The following is an 18,305-nucleotide window of genomic DNA, read 5'->3' on the forward strand; positions in this document are numbered from 1 at the left end:
GCGGGGAATGGACGGTCCGCTACAACACCACGCCGGACCCCTAGCGGTTCAGGCGCCTCTCTCTCACATACCCAAGCAGTTCGTGCGTGGTCTCACCGGCCGCGCCCCGAAGGGCTGAGCCGGTCCTCTCGAGGAAGGGAACGTCCATGATCGAACAACGCCGTCCGATACGCCTGTCGCGGACCAGAAGACGCTTCGGTACAGCGTCGCTCACTCTGGTGGCCGCCCTGCTGGCGTCCGCATTCGTCGCAGGTCACGGCGCGGCGACCGCGGGGCCGCCGGCTCAGGCCGCGGCCCAGCAGGATGCCCGGGCCGAGCCGGTGCTGACCATCGACGCCGGCTCGGAGATCGAGGCCGGAGCGAGCGTCGACGTCGTCACGACGGTCGCCTCCACCCGTCCGGTGCTCGACGTCGACGTGAGCCTCGCCGTGCCGGACGGGTGGACCGCCGAGGCGACCTCCGCGAGCCACGCGGACAAGCTGCCCCAGCGCGGCCCGTGGGCCGACGGAGTGTCGGACGGATCGCTGGCCACCACCTGGAGAGTCACGGCACCCGAGGATGCGTCGCCGGGGGAGGTGACGCTGACCGGGACGGTCAGCTATCGCTTCGGCGCGGGCCGGCACGAGATCGAGAACCAGAGCACCCTCACCGTCGCCGGTGCACAGGGCCAGGACTGGGTCGTGCACCCGGTGACCACCCCGTCGACCATCACCATCGACGGCGACACCATCACGATGGCCAACGGAATCGTCGAGCGCGCCTTCACGACTGCACCGAACATGTCCACCACCTCGCTGACGAACCTGGGCACCGGCCAGGAGATGTTGCACCACTCCGGCGAGCCGGAGGCCGAGATCGTCCTGGACGGCACCGCCTTTGACGTCGGCGGAGCCGACGCGACCGGCGGCTTCGTATACGCCTCGCACCAGATCGAGGACAGCACGCAGAAGCCCTACGAGTGGACGCCCTACCAGGACGACGGCGTCACTCTCAAGCCGTACGCCGAGGAACGGCCCTGGCCGGCCAAGGGCAAGGCGCTCGTGGTGACGTTCCGCCCGCATCCGAGCCTCCCCGAGAACCTGCAAGGGTTGACCGTCACCGCGCGCTATGAGATCTACGACGGCATCGCCACCGTCATGAAGAAGGTCTCGGTGGACAACTCGACCGCGACACCGGTCATGATCGACGACCTCACCGTCGACCGGCTCCACCTCCGGTCGGAACTGGCGGGGCGCCTCTACCTGGACACCGACTACCACGGCTACACCGGCAACGCGTCGCGCAACAACGACAAGGACCGTACATACACGGTCACGGACAACGACGATCACCAGACCTACACCGTCCTCTACAAGGAGGGCCCGGCGTATCACATCGGGACCGAGGAGCCGCACTGGGGCGGGCACTTCGACGGATTCCGGAGCTTCCTGCTGCTGCACAGCACCGATCACTACGAAGCGCAGCAGATGGAGATCAAGGCGATGTACCGCACGCTCGCGCCGCAGATCACCGAGAACCCGCTCTTCTACCACATGCTCTCGGACAATCCGACCGCCCTGCGCGACTCGGCCACCGCCGGCGCCGATATGGGCTTCGAGATGATGATCCAGTCGTTCGGGAGCGGCTACAACATGCTGAGCACCGATCCGGCCTACCTCGCCCGCAAGAAGGCGGACTTCGACGCGGTGCGCGAGACCGGCATGGATGTGGGCGGGTACACCCTGCTCACCACCGGCCAGATCTTCAACCCGGCGGACAGCACATGCGCCGGCACCGGGTGGGGCACCGTGATGGGCCTCGGCACCACCGGGTTCTCCGAGTACATGAACCGGGTGCAGCGCAGCATGGACACCAGCGGGATCGATGTCGTGGAACTCGACGGGCCGTGGCCGATGTTCCGGTGTGAGGAGACCAACCACGCCTACACCGACGGCGGCGACGACTCGGTCTACAAGCAATGGACCTTCAGCAACGACTTCTACCGGATGATGCGTGAGCGTGGCGCGTACATCAACGCGCCCGACCTGCACTACTTCAACGGCGCCAACAAGAACGTCATCGGTTACGAAGAATACGGCTGGCGCCAGCCTCGCCAGCAGCAGTTGATGCACGGCCGGCAGTACATCTACAACGGCACGTACGAGAAGGCGCCATCGGCGACCTGGACCTTCATGCCGATTGACCCCTACCACGGCGGCAACGCCGACGCGATCTTCAAACCGCTCCGGCAGAACCTGTTCGACTACAGCTGGGGAATCGGGCAGAGCTTCCTGGCCGGCGTCAACCCGGCGTTCCGCGGCACGACGATGGACGACGGCGACGCCGACGTCCGGTCGGTGGTGAAGTACTGGGTCGACGTCTACAAGACCTACCGCGAGCTCGTCACCGCCGACATCGTGCACCTGATCCCGCCGCGCCAGAAGGAGGGCGACCTCGCCCGGGGCACCGGCATCGACGCGTTCATGCACGCACAATCCGATGGCGACGAGCGGGCGCTGGTGGCGGTCTTCAACCAGACCGACGAGGAACGCACTCAGAGCCTGACCGTCCCGCTGTACTACACGGGGATGACCGACCTGACGCAGCCGCCGCAGCCGGTCCCGGGGTCGTATCTCGACACGAAGGACATCCCGATCTTCGGCCCCTACCCGGTTCTCGAGAACTTCCCGAAGCCGAGCTGGGCAGGCAGCTACCCCACCGCGACGCCCACCGACACCACGATCGACGTCTACCGCGAAGGAGAAGGTGAGCCCAGCAACCTCACCATCGACTCCAACGGCAACGCCCAGCTCGACGTGACCCTGCCGCCAATGAGCTTCACCTGGTACGTCGTCACACCCGACGGAATCGAGCCGGCAGCGCCACCGGCCAAGCCCGCCGCGCTGCCGGACTTCGAGGTGCAGGTCACCAGCACGCCGTTCGGGTCCCCGGACGCCGACACCGAGCCAGGGGACACGAGCGCCACCGCGGCCTTCGACGGCAACGTCGACACCTTCTACGACGGCGTCGACGTCGCCAGCTTCGTCGGTGCCGACCTGGGCACGGCGAAGCCCGTCACCCGGGTGCGGCTGCACCCGCGCAACGGCCACGGTGACCTGATGCAGGGCGGGTTCATCCAGGGCTCCAACTCCCGCGACAGCGGCTACATCCACCTGGCCAAGGTCAACTTCGCACCCGACGACGGCTGGCACGACATCACCCTCGCCTCGGCCGGCGCCTACCGGTACTACCGCTTCATCGGCGGAACGACAAAGACGAGCCTCGCCGAGTTCGAGCTGTTCACGGATCAGAAGCCACCCACCACCCCGGAGCCCGATCGATTGCAGGGGACTCCGTACGGCTCCGAGAACGCAGCGGCCGCCTTCGACGGCGACCCCGCCACGACGTTCAGCGGTGCAGTCGACGCCTACGCGGGACTCGATCTCGGCGACGGCGCCGCCAGGACCCTGACTCGATTCCGGTACCACCCGGACTCCGCACAGCCGGGCGCGGCTGCCGGCGCCAGGATCCAGGGCTCGAACAGCCCCGACAGCGGCTTCGTCGACCTCTACACCATTCCCGGCAGTCCGGCCGTGGGCTGGCACGAGGCAGTGCTGGAGCCGGGAACCGCGTATCGCTACTTCCGCTACGTGGGCGGGACCGGCGAGACGAGGATCGGTGAGCTGGAGCTGTTCGACAGTGCCGATGGGCTCGTCCGGGCCAGCGGGACGCCGTTCGGCACTGCCGACTGGAACAGCGCCCCCGGCGACACCTCGTTCCGTGCCGCCTTCGACGGGAAGGCGAACACCTTCTTCGATGGCATGCCGGTGCCGGGCTACGCGGGGCTCGACCTCGGTGCGGGCAATGAGCGGGCACTCCTGGGCATCCGCTACCACCCACGGTCGAGCTTCCCGGAGCGGATGACCGGGGCGAGAATCCAGGGGTCGAACACCTCGCCCGACGCCGGCTGGGAGGACGTGTACACCTTCGACAGCGAGCCACGAGTGGGCTGGCACACGGCGACGGTCGAGGGCTCGGCCGCGTACCGCTGGTACCGGATCGTCCGGACCGACGGCCTGCTCAACGTGGCGGAGCTGGAGTTGTACGTCGCGCCGGAGAATCTCGCCGAGGGACGTCCCGCGACAGCGTCGACCACCAGCAGCGGAGGTTCTGCCGCCGCCGCGGTCGACGGCGACCTGGGCTCCGGATGGCACTCCGAAGCCGGTGACGAACAATGGCTCACGGTCGATCTCGAGAGCGCCGTGACGTTCGAGACCGTGCGCGTGGTCTGGGGCGAGCACTGGGCCCGCAGCTACCAGGTGCAGACCTCCGACAACGGGACCGACTGGACCACTCAACGACTGGTGTTCGAGACCGGCCAGGGGGAGTCGGAAGAGACCCGCCTGTCCACCCCGGTGACGGCTCGCTACGTCCGCATCCTGGCGAACACGCCCGGCCAACCGGGGACCGGGTACGAGATCAGAGAGCTCCGCGTGCTGGATTAGCGGTCCAGGACGAAGACCTCCGGGGATTCCAGGAAGCGGCCCGGTTGCTCCGATCCCCGGAGGTCTTCGTCCAACTGATCTGACCCGCTCGTCACGAAGGCCAGGGTCCTGCGCCCTCGAGGAGCTTCGATACCCAGGACCATCCGCAGATCGTCAGGAACTCGCTTGTCGATGAGGAGAGAGCATGGGTCATACATTCAAGCGATGGCTCGCGGCAGCAGCGGCTGGCGCGGTCGGCCTGGCCGGAACCGTGCTGGCGCCAGCGCCAGCGGCCGCCACGGGCGGATCCGCGACTGACTGGATGTCCGGCGGGTGGGGCGTCATGACGCACTACCTGGCAGAGTCCGAGCCGGTGACGGGAGAGATGCCCACGGTCGAGGAGTGGGAGGCACGCGTCGACGGATACGACGTCGAAGCGGTAGCGGATCAGATCGAGGCGACCGGCGCGGATTGGATGATCTTCAGCGTCGGCCAGATCTCCGGGTTCTGGGCGGCCCCGAACGCTCGCTACGACGAGCTGGTGCCGGCGACCGCGGAGCATCCATCCCGGCTGGCAACGCGTGACCTCGTCGCCGACCTCGGCGAAGCGCTCCACGACCGGGGCCTGCGGCTGATCGTCTACTTCGTGACCGATCCGCCGCGCAACGATCCGTACGCCGATGCGCAGCTCAGCGGAGGTACCCCCAGCGGCGCGAACGGCAACGACACCTTCCGCGACAACTGGCGGACCGTCTTCGCCGAGTATGCGGCGCAATGGGGCACCAGCGTCGATGGCTGGTGGATCGACGGTGCATGGCAGCCGAACGAGGAGGACTACTACACCTCCTTCGTCACGACCGCACAGCGGCACAACGCCGACACAGTCGTGACCCTCAACCCTGGGCTCGGCACGTTGTGCAGCGCGGTCGGCACCGACTACACCGCCGGTGAGGCCCGCCCCACGGATCTGCCGGTCTTCCACGACGGCCGATACGTGAACTGCCCCGGAGTCGCGCAGACGCAGGTTCACTACCTCTCCTATGCGCAGGGAACGTGGGGATCGAAACCCGACGCGCCCATGGCGCTCACGACCGCGCAGTTCGTGAACACCACGCGCGCCGTCACCGACTATGGAGGCGCCGTGACCTGGGACGTCGGCTTCCACCGCGAGGATGGAACGCTCTCGGACGCCGCAATGGCCCAGTTCGCCGCGCTACGCGAGGGACCACGCGCCGGCGAGCAGATGGACGACGCCGATGCCACGGATCCGCGGCTGCGCTATTCCAGCGGCTGGTCGGACGACAACCCGGGTGAGTGCGGCGCGGGCGACTGCCTGAGTGCGAAACATCCTCGCGCGAAGGCTCAGCTGACCTTCACCGGTACCGGATTCACCTGGTACGGCAACACCGGGCCGGAGTTCGGGCCACGCGCAGCCGTGCGCGTCGATGGCCGGCTGGTCGACATCGTCGAGACCTGGAGTGACACGCCCCGAACCGGCGTGGCGCTGTCCACGGTGCGCGGGCTCCGGCATGGGCGGCACACCGTTGAGATCGCGGCGTTGGGGAACGGCTACGTCACGATCGATTCCGTCGCGACGTACGTCGCGCGCCCGAGCTCAGGCCTCACCGTGGTCGGCACCGGTCTGGAAGTCGCCGTCCAGAGCCCGACGACCGGATGCGGCGTACCCGTGGTCCAGGTCGCCCCCGGGACAGCAGCGAACCAGACCTTCCACCCGCTGCTCACGAGCGAAGGACACGAACGGCTGATCGCCCACCACAGCGGTCAGTCGATAGTCGTGCAGTCGGCCTCGACCCAGCCGGGCACCCCCATCATCCAATGTCAGTACTCGCTGGCGTCTCCGACGAACGACGAGTGGCTGCGCGAGGATCTCGGTGATGGACGGTTCCGGCTGAAGAACCGGCACAGCGGCCTGTACCTCACCGCCTCGAGTACTGAGCCGGGCGCGTCGATGGTGCAGACGACGTGGAGTGGTTCGCCGCTGCAGATCTTCACCCAGTCGTAGGGCGTCGACCCGACCGTGCGTTCGCGACGCCGACGGCGTCGCGAACGCACGGTGCCGGGTGGGCGGGGACGCGCCGTCAGCCCGCCTGAGCCAAGCGGATGTAGGAGTGCTCGATGTGGTCGAGCATGGCGGCGGCCGCGGCGTCGGAGTCGTTGCTTCGCAGCGCTTCGAGGACGGCCTCGTGCTCGCCGGAGGTCTCCTGCTCGATGCCGTGCTTGAAGTACAGCCGGTACAGGTGCATGCGCGAACGCAGCCGGACGATCGCATGATGCGCGGGCCCGCATGTCGGCCGCCAGTGTCTCCAGAGCTGCGAGCGTCGCCGGGGTCATGCGGGCGGCGGCCAGCCCCGCGGCGGGGGGCTCGAGGATGCGGCGCATCTCGAACAGCTTCCGCAGTCCCTCGGAGTCGAGCAGCGGCGTCGCTGTGTACCCGCGTAGCGGCCGCTTGACCACGAGGCCCTCGGACTCGAGCCGGGCCAGCGCCTCGCGCACTGGCGTCGGCGACACATCGAACTCGCGGGCGATGCCGTCGATGCTGACCTTGGCGCCCGGCTCGATCGGGTGATCCATGAGCAGGCCGAGTGGAGCACGTCGTAGACGTCGTCGGCCAGCGCCCGCCGCGCGGGCACGAAGACGTGCGCGTGATCAGGGCCGAGGCTCACAGCATCATCCTCACGAGGCAAGCTCGAGAACCGGCCTGGTCAACCGGCCTGTCGCTGCCCGCCGAGGTCCCACACCTCCACCAGCGGGGCCGGCGCGCCGCCGTCGCCGCCGAGGAAGCCGTCGACGAACCGGCCGATGTGCGCCTGCCACCGCTCGTTCGCCGGGTCGCCGTCCAGCGCTCGCATGGCCGCGTCGAAGTCGTCGCATGCGACCAGATGGAACAGCCGGACGCCGACGCGCCAGATGGTCCATTCGTGGATGCCCAGCCGCGCGAACGAGTCCGCGAGGTCGTCCGGGATGCGCTCGTGCTCCCGGTCGTAGTCCGGTCCCGTCCCCGGCCGCAGCACGGAGTGCAGCGCTACGCGCATCGTGTCATCCCTTCACATCGGCCCGATGGGCACGTCGGCCCGCAGCAGGCCGGCATCGATCAGCTCCGCCCACACGTCCGGATCGACGGGCTCGGCGACCAATGCGGCGTTCCGGGCTACCTGCTCCGGCGAGTCCGCACCCAGTACGACGGTGGCGACCGCCGGATGGGCCAGCGGGAACCGCGCCGCCAGCACGGGCACCGTCGTGCCGTACCGCACGGCGACCGCGGCGATGCTCCGGACCCGCTCGACGACGGCGTCAGGCGCCGGAGCGTAGTCGTAGCGCGCCCCCTGGGCCGGCAGCGGTGTCGCCAGGATGCCCGAATTGAACACGCCGGCGGCCGCCACCGACACTCCGCGCTCCACGGCCAGCGGCAGCAGGTCGTCCAGCGCGCTCTGGTCCAGCAGCGTGTACCGGCCGGCCAGCATGACGACGTCGAGATCGGTGTGCCGGACGAAGTCGGCGAGCATCGCCGACTGGTTCATCCCGGCGCCGTACGAGCGGATCACGCCCTGCGACCGCAGCTCCTCCAGCGCCGGGAACGCGCCGGCCAACGCCTCGCGGTAGTGATCGTCAGGATCGTGCACGAACAGCACGTCGATCCGGTCCAACCCGGTACGCGTCAGCGTGTCCTCCAGCGAGCGGAGCACACCATCACGGGAGTAGTCGCGCACCCGCCGCTGCGTCGCCGGCACGTCGAACAGCTCGGCGTCGCGCTCGCCGGCGTATCCGTCGTTGGGCACCAGGAGCCGGCCGACCTTGGACGACACCACGTACTCGTCGCGTGGGAAGCCGGTCAGACTGCGGCCCAGCCGCTCCTCGGCGAGACCGAGCCCGTAGTGCGGCGCGACGTCGAAGTAGCGGATCCCCGCCGACCAGGCCGCCGGCACGCACCGTGGCCACACGTCGGCCGACAGCGCCTCGTACAGGTTGCCGAGTGCGGCGACGCCGTACCCGACCGGCCCGACCCGCAGGCCGCCCCGTCCGAACGCCCGCATCAGGCCACCCGCAACCGATCGAGCGCGTCGAGGTCCCAGGCGATCCCCAGCCCGGGCTCCGACGGCGCCACCGCGTTGCCATCGGCGATGCCCATCTCGCCGGTGGTGACGGCGCGCAGCTGTGGGATGTGCTCGACGTACAGCCCGTTCGGGACCGCGCATGCCAGCGACACGTGCAACTCCATGAGGAAATGCGGCGCCACTTGCACGTTGAACGCCTCGGCCAGGTGCGCCACCTTGAGCCACGGCGTGATCCCGCCGACGCGGGCGACGTCGACCTGCACGATGCCGGCCGCCTCGGCGGCCAGGTACGCGCGGAAGTGGCCCACGGAGTACATGCTCTCGCCGACCGCCACCGGGATCGTCGTCGACCGCGCCAGCCGGCGGTGTCCCGCGACGTCGTCGGCCGGCAGCGGCTCCTCCAACCAGAACAGATCCAGCGGCTCGAACAGCGCCGCCCGCCGGATCGCCTCGGCCGCCGTCATCGACTGGTTGGCATCCACCATGAGGTGCAGGTCCGGCCCGACGGCCTCGCGGACGGCTCGCAGCCGCTCGGCGTCCTCGCCGGCGTGCGGCTTGCCGACCTTGACTTTCACCCCGTGCAGCCCGCGCCGCTTCGCCTCGGATGCCTGGGTGACCAGTTCGTCCGCGCTGAGGTGCAACCAGCCGCCCTCGGTGTCGTAGAGCGGGACCCGCGGCCGGGCGCCGCCCGCGGCCACCCACAACGGCAGGCCGATCGCCCGGCAGCGGGCGTCCCAGACAGCGGTGTCGACGGCGGCCAGCGCGAGCGCAGTGATCGCGCCGACCGTCGTCGCGCGGGTGGCCGCATGCAGCGTCGACCACACCTCCTCCGGCCGGCCGGCATCCATGCCGACGAGCAGGCCGAGCAGGCTCTCACGCAGCAGGCTGAGCACGGCGGCGCCACCGGTCCCGATCGTGTAGCTGTATCCGGTGCCGGTGACACCGTCGGCAGTGCGCACCGTGACGAGGATCGTCTCCTGCTTCACGAAGGACTGGACGGCGTCGGTGCGCACGGTCTCGACCGGGACGTCGCACAGCCAGGCTTGTGCCTCGACGATCCGCAGCTTGTCGCGTGTGGTCACTAGCGTTCTCCAAATCCACCCATGTTGACGCCCGTCATCAGCTGCCGCTGGAGCAGCACGATGATGAAGAGCGAGGAGACGACGACGATGGTCGACGCCGCCATGACGAGTCAGCAAGCACGAGCTGTTCTCACCGGCGAGCCGCGTCTTCGACCTTGCCCCAGTAGTCGGAGAGGCTCGGGTCCCTCGATGCTGAGGTCGAGGTCCGGGTCCTCCTTCTGCGCCTCGGTGATGAGGACGCCCACTGCTCGCGTTCGCTCTGGCTGCTCATCCAGGTGTCGCGCTGCGGTGGACCGCTGCTGGTCGACGTGTTGTCGTCGCCTCGCACTCCGTCAGCGCGAAGGTGGTGCCCGGCGGCGGCCGCGGTCTGCTGTCTCACGTGCATGGCTCCCGCCCTTGGAAGTAAACGCGACGGGCGGTGTCCCCGAGTACCGCCTGTCGATCGGCGTCGCTGAGATCGTGCGTTGCCTCGAGGGCGATGTTCACGACGTCGTCGTAGGTGGCGGCGAGCGTGCACACCGGCCAGTCGGAGCCGAACATCGCCCGGTCCGGGCCGAACAGAGCGATCACCTGGCGCGCGTAACGGACGACGCCCTGCTCCCGCCAGTGGTGCGGGTCGGCCTCGGTGACCAGGCCGGAGATCTTGCAGCTGACTTGCGGGAACGCGGCCAACTCGGTGAGGCCGGCGAGCCAGGGCTCCCATTGGCCGGTCGCAATGGCCGGCTTGGCCGCGTGGTCGACGACGAGCTGGAGTTCCGGCGCGGCCTTGGCCAGCCGGACGGCCGCCGGGACCTCGCGACCGCGGATCAGCAGGTCGAACGCGAGGCCAAGGTCGGCGAGCGTGGCCAGTCCGCGGCGGACATCGGGGCGGAGCAGCCACTCCGGGTCGCGTTCGTCATGCGTTTGATGCCGGACGGCGACCAAGCGGCCGCCGTCGCCGATCAGCTTGCTGAGGGTGTCGGCGACGTCCGGCGCCGTGAGATCGGTCCAGCCGACCACCCCGGCGACCGGGCTGTCGCCGTCGGCCGCTGCGTTGAGCAGGTCACGGGTCTCGCTTTCGTCGGAGACCGCCTGCACCACCACCGTCGCCGTCACTTCCGTGCCCGCAAGTGCGGCGGTGAGGTCGTCGGCGCCGAACCGGCGGCGCAGCGGCGCCGCCGGTCCGGTCATCCAGGGATACGGCCGGACGGCCGGGTCCCAGAGATGGTGGTGTGCGTCGATGATGCTCACGCGAACTGCACGGCCACGACGTCGACGAGCGCTCCGGTGGGCTCGGGGGCCGCGATGCGCAGCTCGCCGAGCGGCTCGCTGTCGCCCCGCTCGTTGTTCTGATGCACCTCGAAGGCGACCTCGTACGGCAGCGTCGAGCCGTCGGCGACCAGCCGTACCATCGAGATGCGGTGCACCGGCAGCCCGCGCACGACGATCTCCTCGACCGGCCGGTGCACGAGGTGCAGGTAGACGACGCCGTCGCGGGCGGTAGTGGGCCCGTAGAAGTCGACGCCGTCGGTGGGGACGGTGCCGACGACCGCCTCGGCGTGGGTGGCAAGCCAGCCGCCGATCGCGTCCAGCCGCTCGACGTGCTCCTCGACCAAGCTGCCGTCGCCGCGCGGACCGATGTTGAGCAGCAGGTTGCCGCCACGGCTGACCACTTCGACCAGGCTGACCGCGAGGGAGCGGGCGGACTTGTTCTTCGTGTCCGCCGGATGGTGACCCCACATCTGGCCGATCGTCAGACACAGCTCCCACGGTCCGTCCGGCGCCGTCTGCGGGAACGCCTGCTCGGGAGTCTTGTAGTCGCCCTGGCCGGGCAGTCGCTCGTTGATGACGACGTCGGGCTGCAGGCTCTTGATCAGCGTTCGCAGCCCGGCGGAGTCCCACTCCTCGGCTGAGCGCTCCCACTCGCCGTCGAACCAGAGCAAGTCGATGGTGCCGTAGTTCGTCAGCAACTCGGTGAGCTGGCTGCGCACGTAGTCGACGTAGCGGCCCCACTGCTCGGGTGTGGATCGACGGTGCCGGTCGGTGGCGACGGGCGAGCCGGCGTTCTCCGGGCGGCCGGCGGCCGGCCAGCGCTCGGCCGGGTAGGGCCGGTCGGCGTCGGTGAACGCGGGATAGCCGGGGTGATGCCAATCGGACAGGCTGTAGTAGAGCCCGACACGCAGCCCTTCGGCCCGCACCGCCTCGACGTACTCGCGCACGATGTCGCGGCCGAAGGATCCGTGCTGGACGCCGAAGGCGGAGTGTGCCGTGTGGAACATCGAATAGCCGGCATGGTGACGGGCGGTGAAGACCACGTACGTGGCGCCCGCGTTCTTGGCCGCCTTCGCAAGAGCGGGCGCGTCCCACCTAGTGGGATCGAACGTGGCGGCGCTCGAGTGGTATTGCGCCACCGTCACAGGGTCCTCGACCTCGTCGATGCCCGGGATGATCGAGTGCCCGACCAGCGGCCAGGAGATCTCGATGCCCTGCTGACTGGCGTGGTCCCAATGGACGAAGACCCCCAGTCCCGCGCCGGTGAACCACTCGCCTCCGGGGATCCGCGCCGGGTCACGCACGATGCTGCTGATCGGGTCGGCCATTGAGCCGCCTCCTTATGGCAATTTCCAATAGGATAGAGGAAACAGGGCTTGCGTCAAGGCTCGACACTGTGGCCTTGCTCGTGCTCGGGTCGGAGCGGATGTGGCGGCTTCCGCGTGTGGCCCAGGCCTGGTTGCGTGCGTGTGCTCCTACTCGTCGGTCTTCATGCCTGGGGTCGGAACGTCAGGCGAAGGCGTTCTCGACGGAGCCAGTGGTCACCGCTCGGCTGATCCACAGGTTGATCTGGCCGGGGTCGTCGATCGCGAACTGCGCAACGACCACGATGGCGAGCACAGCTGTGTCCTCGTCATCGCGCAGCCCGCCGTTCGGCGGCTTCTGGGCCGCCGACAACCCGGCCGGCGACGCGCACCCGGAGATGCTGCGCCCGGAGCACGAACGCCTCTACGTCGGCGACTTCGACCAGGTGCCCGACTGGCACCCCGCCCATACCCGGACGTGGGGCCTGAGCATCTACTGGCTGGAGATGCTGCGCCTGTGCGCCGTCGACGCCGCCCCGGCCGGCTGGCGGCACCTGATCCTCGACGTCGAGGGCGCCTACCCGACCGCGCGGGTCCGGCTGCGTGACATCGCCGGGGAGAACCCCGACACCGACTACGCGGCCGCGTTCGAGGCCGACGACGAGTCGATCGAGATCGTCAACGAGGCCCGGTTCAGCGTGTTCGTGTACGCGCCGGTGCCGGGCAGCTGGTACAGCGCCCGGTTCGTCATGAACCAGCCCGAGCACCCCGACCGCATCGTCGTCGACGAGCTCGACTTCACCACCCGCCCGTTCACCAAGATCCCCCGCCCGGCGACGACCCGGACAGCGACGAGCACCGCGACGTGCTGCTCCACGATCACTGGCGCGACCCACGCGAGCGCGAGGACCTGCCAAGCTGGCACCCAGAGCTGGCCCGCGGCGACTGAACCACCCCACCCCGGAGGGACCGAGCAGATCCTGACCATCAGAAGGCCAGTCGCCGCCGGCATCGCGCGGCGTCGCCCTGGCGTGGTCCGAGGACGAGCCCGCTGCCGGCAGCGGCAAGCGCGTCGAGCAGCCCGCCGCGGCCTACAACACGAACGCCAGCGGGATGACGCTCGATACCTTGCCGACCTCCCTCGACGTCGTGTTCCCCGACCTGATTCTCGCCGTCGGCGACGACGGCACCGAGGGATACGTCCGGGCCGCCGACATCAACCCGCCCTCGTCGACGTCCCCCGAACAGGCCGTCGCCGAGCAGGAAGCACGCCTCGACGCCAATGGCGACTGGAAGGTGCCGCTCTACGCCGAGGACGGGACCACCGTGATCGGCACCTACACCGTCTACGTCAAGGTCGGAGAACCGCGGCCGTAGGCCAACGTTCCAGCTGAGGCGACGGCCCTCAGCTTCCTCCCAGGCCGGGGGAAGGCTAGGGCGGTAGCTTCCACGCCTTCGCCGGGCCGTTCGTGCGGGCCCGGCTCGTGCGCGCCGAACCGGTCCGCTCCGGCGGCAGCGGATTGGACCAGTCTTGCCTGGAGTACGGCCGCCCATACCTGAAGGGCAGGGGTCAAGGGGTCCCCGGTGGAATCGCCGGACCAGGAGGTCGGAGATGCGGAAGATCGTGAACGTCACGCACGTCAGTCTCGACGGGGTGATGGAGCGGATGGAGGACTGGCACTTCGACTACGTCGGCGACTCTGACATGGGTGACTTCTTCGGCGGTACGCTTCGCGGTTGCGACCTGCTCGTGCTGGGTCGGCGCACCTACGAGGGTTTCGCCGCGACGTCGCCGCAGGAGACCGGCGAGATCGCCGACAAGCTCAACACCATGACGAAGCTCGTCGCCTCGACCACGCTGCGTGATCCGGCGTGGACCAACACGACGGTCATCTCCGGCGGCGTCGCCGCTGAACTGGCCCGGCGCGAGGCGGAAGCGGGTGGCGACATCATCACGTACGGATGGGGCCCGATCGCGCACGCGCTGGCCGAGGGCGGCCTGATGGACGAGATCCACATCGGCATCAACGCCACCATGGCCGGCTGATAGGTCATGAATGGGCCTTCCCTTGATCGCGGCTGCCTTGGCCGGCGCGTGGGAGGTGTCAATGTGGAGCACGCGCAGCGTAGCGAGCATGAACGACGTTGACGCCGACGAGCGCAGGCTGATGGTGGGCCGTCGAGGGGATGGCCTGACTCGACCCCGGTGAAGGGATGTCGAGCCTTCTCCGATCGGTGAGGAGGCCGGTCATGTCGGTGCTTCAGGTGGCGCTTGCGCCTTCGACGGTGGTGGTGGCGGTCGATCCGGGCAATGTGATGAACCGGGTCTGGGTCAGCAACGGGGCCGGTCTGGTGGAGGAGCCGGTGTCGTTGCCGGTGGCGCGGTCGAGGATCGCGGCGCTGGAGAAGATGCTCGCGGCTCATGGCGGGGAGCTGGTGATCGCGATCGAGGCGACCGGGAGCTTGCACCGGGCCTGGGCCGGGGAGCTGGAGCGGCTCCACCCGGGCGCGATCCGGCTGTTCGCTCCCTCGGAAACCAGGTCCGCGCGGACCCAGCTGGGCTCGGGCAGGTTCAAGACCGATGACCGCGACTGCGCGGCGCTGACCTATCTGGCGCGGCAGGGTGTCGGACGTGGGCAGGGCGAGGAGTCGGCGGTGGAGGAGCTGCGTGCCGCGGTCCGTCACCGTCGGGGCCTGGTCGCGGAGCGGAAGACGGCCCGGCTCGCGCCAAGCGCATCACCTGCGCGATGTGCGAAATCACGACACCGCCTTTCATCACTCTGTGCGCCGACGCCGGTAACGGCCGCTGCCGGCCATCGATACAGCGGCCCTGCCGGCCGGCTTGGCACGCCGTTCTCGCAGAGGTGAAGCCGGCGCCACCGTCGATCAGGTGGTCGAAGGTGGCGCCGGCCGGTCAACGATCGGTCATCGGACGTGGACCTGGACCTCAGCGAGGGACAGCGGGTTGATGGTCGAGGCGAGCTGGATGCGGACGTAACGGGCGGTGGTGCCGTCCGGCACGTCGACGACGCTCGGACGCCCGGTCAGCGCGGCGACCATGATCGCCGTCGCGCCCGGGGTAGCGCGGGCCTCGGCGAGCGAGTCGGTGGTGATCGGCTGGTCGGAGGCGATGACCCAGAAGTCCTTCATTCGGTTGCCGTAGTACTCGGTGCCGTTCCAGATGTCGACGCTGTCGATGGTTCTGGAAGTACCGAGGTCGACCTGCCACCAGGCCTCGGTCTCCGGCACAGCGGTGTGCGTGATTGAGCCGCCCGAGAATCTGCCGTCAGTGTTGCCGTCCACCGCGTTGGACGCTGGTGAGTCCCACAAGGTGCTCTTCTGGGTCGCCTCCTTGCCGAGGGCGGCGTTCTCCAGAGCGACCTGAAGCGATGTTGTGGCCGACACAGACCGCTGGCTGTTGCGATCGACGTAGTGGACAGTTGCGGTCAGTTCCTGCTCACCGACCACTGCGTCCGCTGGAATGCTCACCTGCCACGTGGTCGTCACGGTCTCGGACGGCGAGATCCGGCCACGTGTACCACCGGGCTGTGGCAGGCGGCCAAAGGTTGCCAGGGCGGTCGCCTCGACCGTCCACCCTGCCGGGGCGGTGAGCGTCACCTGGACGTCGGTGATGGGCTTCGAACCGTGCACGGTCAGCCGGGTTTCGGCCTGCGTGGTGACTCCGGGCGCAGCTGACCCGGCGGTGGTGAGAGTCAGATGCGGTTCCGGCGTCCTGGCGACGTCGATCTCGTAGTCCCGCTGCGCTGTCGGCAGTCCGGCGCTCTGGTACGCCGTGATCGTGAACCGCGCCGTTCCCAGAGCGTCCGGCCTCCCCACGATTCCGCCGGTGTCGGCATTGAGCACGAGCCCTTCGGGCAAGGTTCCCGAGGTCACGGCGTATCGCGTGGTCGTCGGCGTGTTGGTCGTCACCCGCGCTTCGTACAGGGCACCCCTGGCCGCTGCGGGCAGCGGTCCAGCGTCGAGCTCCGGGGTCGGAGCGACGACGGCCTGCGGGTCGCCGACCGGCTGTCCGGCAGCGTTCAGTTCCTGCAGCGACCATCGCTCGCCCGGTGTCACAACCGACAGGTGCCAGTGCGTCGACCGGTCCTGGAGCTTGGCGCGCTGCTCGGCGGTGAACGCGCCGAGGTTTCGCGCGGTCTCCCACTGCTTGATGGCTTCCAGCACCTTCGCGGTGTTCGGCCCGCCCTCCAGGCTGGCGATCCAGGCGCGGAAGTTGGCCCCGGCATTGAGTCCTGCCCCGCGGGCCAGGAGATCTTCGACGGACTGGACGTTGCTGTGGCCGCTGATGTGGATCCAGCCGAGCGCTCCCGGCAGATAGTTCGCGTCGTAGTAGAGGTTGTTGATGAACAGCTGATCGATGTTGTTGAACGATTCGCCCCAACTGGCCCTCGAGAGTGCGTCCCAGACGTTGGAGGTCATGCGGCTGGTCTCGGAGATGAATCCGTCCGGGTTGGTCTGCTGGCGGAAGGTGCCGTTGACCAGACGGGAGATGCCGTAGCTGCCCCAGCCGGTCGTCGCTGCCTCTTCCAGGCCATCGAAGGACATCCCGGCGATGCCTGTGGTGTTCCACACGGTGGCGAAGCGGGTCGCGATGGCGTCGATGATCGGCAGACCGCCGATCGCACCACCGTACGGGTTCCTGCCGACGCGCCTGACAGTCGCACCTGTCTCGTGCGCGGCGGCTGCCGAGCTCCACCGCCCCCGGACCACACCGGTGACCTCGCATTGGCCGTTGACCTCGCGATAGCCGCCGTAGGCGAGAAACTCGTCATCGATCCTGATCCGGTCGCCTGGCATGGTGGTGTCCAGCGGTGCGCAGCTGGTCAGGTAGATCGTGTTGCCGGTGGTGCCGATACCCTGGGCCAGGGTGGTGCTGAGCCCGTAGGCAAGGTCATCGTTGGCCGGCGAGACGACGTACGGGTCGTCGCCATCGATGAAGCTCGACAAGGTGTGCACTGCCACCCGGACACCGTGGGCCTCGGCGGTGTTCACCAGCTCTGTGGCCTCACTGTCACTGCCACCGAACGCACTATGGAACTGGTAATGCCCGTTGGTTCGCCATGGCCCGCCTACGCCGCGCAGCCCGTCGATCAGGCTCATCCCGCCCGCCACGGCAAACTGGGCACCCTGGGCGACGTTGCCGGTGTCCAAGTCCTCCAGGATCAGCATCGACTGGTTGGTCGCCTGAGCCGTCTTCTGCCATTGTCCGCCGATTGTGGGATAGGGCAGGTCTTGCTCCTGAGCGATGTTGGATAGCACGGTGGGCGCCATGTCCGGGGTGGTGCCATACAAGGCGATCTTCGAGCCAGTCACGTTGGCGATGTCGGCCGGCAGCGTGCCGACCGGCATCGGGAACGGCGTGCCGCCATAGCTGACGGCCATGCGGGTGCGCGGTTTGGTGTAGTCGAAGGTGAAGGCCCGCAGCAAGGTCCCCCACGGGGTGCGCGCCCCGACGCTCCACTCCTCCAGCGGAGCCACGGTCACTTTCGAGGGGTTGCCCGCGACCTGGTTCTGCCAGCCGGTCGGGGTGTTCCACAGCTCGCGGGGCCAGCCGCCCTCGGTGCGGTCGGTCAGCGGCTTCATCCCCAGAGCGAACTCGGTGTCACGCACGATGCCGACGCTCTCGCCGAGGGTATGGGTGATGCTTGTCGGCAGCGGCCCCCAGAGCACGGCCTGGAGGTCGCCACCGTTGGGTGCGGTGGCCTCGGTGATCTCGAAGGTCGTGTAGGTGGTCCGGTCCTCGACCTCGACAACGACCTCGAAGCCGCCTGCGCCGGTGAACGTGAGCTTGCTGCCGCCGGAGCGAAGCGCCGAGGGCATCACCTGCGTCCCGTCGACCAGCAGACTGACCAGTGGCGCGGTGCCCTGTCCGGTCGCGATGTGGTCTCTCGCGCTGCGCATGTCCACCAGGCTGGTGACCTGGCCGGAGCGGTCCATTCCCAGCCGTAGGTATCCGGCGTCGACGACGATCGCGGAGCTGCTCGGGTCAACCGCCGGCGTGCCTGTTGCCGCACCTGTCGGCGCGGTCAGAGCCGCGGCCGCCAGCCCACCGATGGCAGCCAGCGCGGCCAGTCTGTCTGGTCGTTTGATCAGGAACATCGTCGATCCCTT

General features: G+C 68.9%; 12 protein-coding genes and 1 pseudogene. 5 read left to right on the forward strand and 8 right to left on the reverse strand.

The genetic code is table 11. The features are described from left to right. Window positions 1-218 precede the first annotated feature (218 nt). Window positions 219-4,484 carry a discoidin domain-containing protein gene (locus BLV02_RS07640; RefSeq protein ID WP_069111056.1) on the forward strand — a complete coding sequence of 1,422 codons (4,266 nt, stop codon included), beginning with the start codon at window positions 219-221 and terminating at the stop codon, window positions 4,482-4,484. A 322-nt stretch (window positions 4,485-4,806) separates the two neighbouring features. After that, the gene (locus tag BLV02_RS07645) at window positions 4,807-6,486 is read left to right on the forward strand and encodes an alpha-L-fucosidase (protein WP_074946201.1); all 1,680 of its coding nucleotides are present in this window, start codon (window positions 4,807-4,809) and stop codon (window positions 6,484-6,486) included. A 76-nt stretch (window positions 6,487-6,562) separates the two neighbouring features. Here BLV02_RS07645 and BLV02_RS38480 read toward each other — a convergent pair. The 7 genes and pseudogenes from BLV02_RS38480 to BLV02_RS07680 form a co-directional block, all read right to left on the reverse strand. After that, a pseudogene (locus BLV02_RS38480) lies at window positions 6,563-7,055 on the reverse strand (GntR family transcriptional regulator). 131 nt (window positions 7,056-7,186) lie between these two features. After that, window positions 7,187-7,516, reverse strand: coding sequence for an L-rhamnose mutarotase (locus BLV02_RS07655; RefSeq protein ID WP_069111054.1), 330 nt, complete (start codon window positions 7,514-7,516; stop codon window positions 7,187-7,189). Between the two features lie 12 nt (window positions 7,517-7,528). Continuing rightward, window positions 7,529-8,515 (reverse strand): aldo/keto reductase, encoded by a 987-nt coding sequence (locus BLV02_RS07660; protein ID WP_069111053.1) that lies wholly within the window; start codon window positions 8,513-8,515, stop codon window positions 7,529-7,531. Next, the gene (locus BLV02_RS07665; RefSeq protein ID WP_216094173.1) at window positions 8,515-9,618 is read right to left on the reverse strand and encodes a mandelate racemase/muconate lactonizing enzyme family protein; all 1,104 of its coding nucleotides are present in this window, start codon (window positions 9,616-9,618) and stop codon (window positions 8,515-8,517) included. The genes BLV02_RS07660 and BLV02_RS07665 overlap by 1 nt, the downstream gene beginning before the upstream one ends. A gap of 375 nt (window positions 9,619-9,993) precedes the next feature. Further along, window positions 9,994-10,848, reverse strand: coding sequence for an amidohydrolase family protein (locus BLV02_RS07670; RefSeq protein ID WP_141711536.1), 855 nt, complete (start codon window positions 10,846-10,848; stop codon window positions 9,994-9,996). Further along, on the reverse strand, window positions 10,845-12,197 hold the full coding sequence (locus BLV02_RS07675) for an alpha-L-fucosidase (RefSeq protein WP_069111052.1): 1,353 nt from the start codon (window positions 12,195-12,197) through the stop codon (window positions 10,845-10,847). Before BLV02_RS07675 ends, BLV02_RS07670 begins: the two co-directional genes overlap by 4 nt. Window positions 12,198-12,807: 610 nt before the next feature. Continuing rightward, window positions 12,808-13,098: a hypothetical protein gene (locus BLV02_RS07680; protein ID WP_141711535.1), complete on the reverse strand. Its 291-nt coding sequence runs from the start codon at window positions 13,096-13,098 to the stop codon at window positions 12,808-12,810. A gap of 203 nt (window positions 13,099-13,301) precedes the next feature. On the opposite strand from BLV02_RS07680, the gene BLV02_RS07685 reads away from it, so the two are divergent. From BLV02_RS07685 to BLV02_RS07695, 3 genes are all read left to right on the forward strand, one after another. Further along, on the forward strand, window positions 13,302-13,550 hold the full coding sequence (locus BLV02_RS07685) for a hypothetical protein (protein ID WP_141711534.1): 249 nt from the start codon (window positions 13,302-13,304) through the stop codon (window positions 13,548-13,550). Between the two features lie 235 nt (window positions 13,551-13,785). Further along, on the forward strand, window positions 13,786-14,220 hold the full coding sequence (locus BLV02_RS07690; protein WP_069111049.1) for a dihydrofolate reductase family protein: 435 nt from the start codon (window positions 13,786-13,788) through the stop codon (window positions 14,218-14,220). 203 nt (window positions 14,221-14,423) lie between these two features. Then, the gene (locus tag BLV02_RS07695; protein WP_069111048.1) at window positions 14,424-15,041 is read left to right on the forward strand and encodes an IS110 family transposase; all 618 of its coding nucleotides are present in this window, start codon (window positions 14,424-14,426) and stop codon (window positions 15,039-15,041) included. A 57-nt stretch (window positions 15,042-15,098) separates the two neighbouring features. Here BLV02_RS07695 and BLV02_RS07700 read toward each other — a convergent pair whose 3' ends face one another. Beyond that, window positions 15,099-18,293, reverse strand: coding sequence for a galactose-binding domain-containing protein (locus tag BLV02_RS07700; protein ID WP_083288540.1), 3,195 nt, complete (start codon window positions 18,291-18,293; stop codon window positions 15,099-15,101). Window positions 18,294-18,305 lie beyond the last annotated feature (12 nt).

The organism is Jiangella alba (genome assembly GCF_900106035.1).
In the GTDB taxonomy this organism is placed as follows: domain Bacteria; phylum Actinomycetota; class Actinomycetes; order Jiangellales; family Jiangellaceae; genus Jiangella; species Jiangella alba.